Source organism: Cellulosimicrobium cellulans (assembly GCF_001722485.1).
Classification (GTDB): Bacteria; Actinomycetota; Actinomycetes; order Actinomycetales; family Cellulomonadaceae; genus Cellulosimicrobium; species Cellulosimicrobium cellulans_A.
In genome coordinates, this window is sequence record NZ_LWGL01000326.1 from 1 (window position 1) to 1471 (window position 1471).

A 1471-nucleotide genomic window follows, 5' to 3' on the forward strand; every position below is an offset into this window, starting at 1 on the left:
CCATCACCGCGCCGCCCGCGCCGTCCGGGCCGGCCGTCGCGCGCACGCGCGCCGGGACGGGGTTCCCGTGCGCGCGGACCTGCACCTGCGCGTCGAACGGCTCCCCGGGGCGGGCGACGGCGCCCGGCCCGTCGAGCACGCCGTCGAACCACACCGCTCCCCCGGCCTCGACCCGGTCCACGCTGAGGAGCTCGGCCGGGCCGACGACGACCCGGTTCGCGCCCGGCTGGACGTCGAGGACGTAGCGCGGACGCCCGTCCGGGGCGGGACGGTCGATGCCGAGGCCCTTGCGCTGGCCCACCGTGTACGCGTAGGCGCCGTCGTGCTCGCCGAGAACGCGCCCCTCGGCGTCGACGATCTCCCCGGGCCGGGACCCGAGGCGCTCGCGCAGGAAGCCCTGGGTGTCGCCGTCGGCGACGAAGCAGATGTCGTAGGAGTCCGGCTTCGCGGAGACCGACAGCCCACGGCGCGCGGCCTCGGCGCGCACCTCGTCCTTCGACGCGAAGTCCCCGAGCGGGAACATCGCGCGCGCGAGCCGCTCGGGGCCCATGACCGCGAGGACGTAGGACTGGTCCTTGGCCGCGTTCGGCGAGCGGTGCAGCTCGCGCACGTCGCCGTCGACGACGCGCGCGTAGTGGCCCGTCGCGACGGCGTCGAAGCCGAGCGCGGTGGCCTTGTCGAGCAGCGCCTCGAACTTGATGTGCTCGTTGCACCGCACGCACGGGTTGGGCGTGCGCCCCGCCTCGTACTCGGCGAGGAAGTCGGCGACGACGGTGTCCTCGAACCGCTCGGACAGGTCCCACACGTAGTACGGGATGCCGAGCACGTCGGCGGCGCGACGCGCGTCCCCCGCGTCCTCGATCGAGCAGCACCCGCGCGAGCCGGTGCGGAACTGGTCGCGGTCGCGCGACAGCGCCATGTGCACGCCCACGACGTCGTGCCCGGCCTCGACCGCGAGCGCCGCGGCGACCGCGGAGTCGACCCCGCCGGACATGGCGGCCAGCACCCTCACGCGGCACCTCCCGCCATGCCGGCCGCGACGGCGCGCGACGTGCCCGACGACGCGAGACCGGCCGCCCGGGCGCGGTCCACGGCGGCTGGCAGCGCGTCGAGCAGGTGGGCGACGTCGTCGGCGGTGGAGGTGGCGCCGAGCGAGAACCGCAGCGCGCCGCGCGCGACCGGCTCGGGCACTCCCATGGCGAGCAGCACGTGCGACGGCTGCGGCACGCCGGCCTGGCACGCGGAGCCCGTGGACGCCTGGACGCCCGCGGAGTCGAGCAGGTAGAGCAGCGAGTCGCCCTCGGCGCCCGGGAACGTGAAGTGGGCGTTGCCCGGCAGGCGCACGGCCGGCCGGTCCCCGGCGCCGTCCACCGCGTCCGCGGGCACGGGCTCGGGCCCGCTGAGCACCGCGTCGGGGACGAGGCGCCGCACGCCCGCGACGAGCTCGTCGCGCAGCGCGGCGAGGTGGCGC

The 1471-nt window shown here is 77.1% G+C and carries 2 protein-coding genes; both read right to left on the minus strand.

What is annotated here, in order from left to right; all coding sequences use genetic code 11:
- The coding region (mnmA, locus tag JZ5iCDA_RS17460) for a tRNA 2-thiouridine(34) synthase MnmA (RefSeq protein WP_069388238.1) at nt 1–1012 on the minus strand (1012 nt) is incomplete at its 3' end.
- A partial coding sequence (locus JZ5iCDA_RS17465) for an aminotransferase class V-fold PLP-dependent enzyme (protein WP_139123229.1) occupies nt 1009–1471 on the minus strand: 463 nt, incomplete at its 5' end. The genes JZ5iCDA_RS17465 and mnmA, both read right to left, overlap by 4 nt.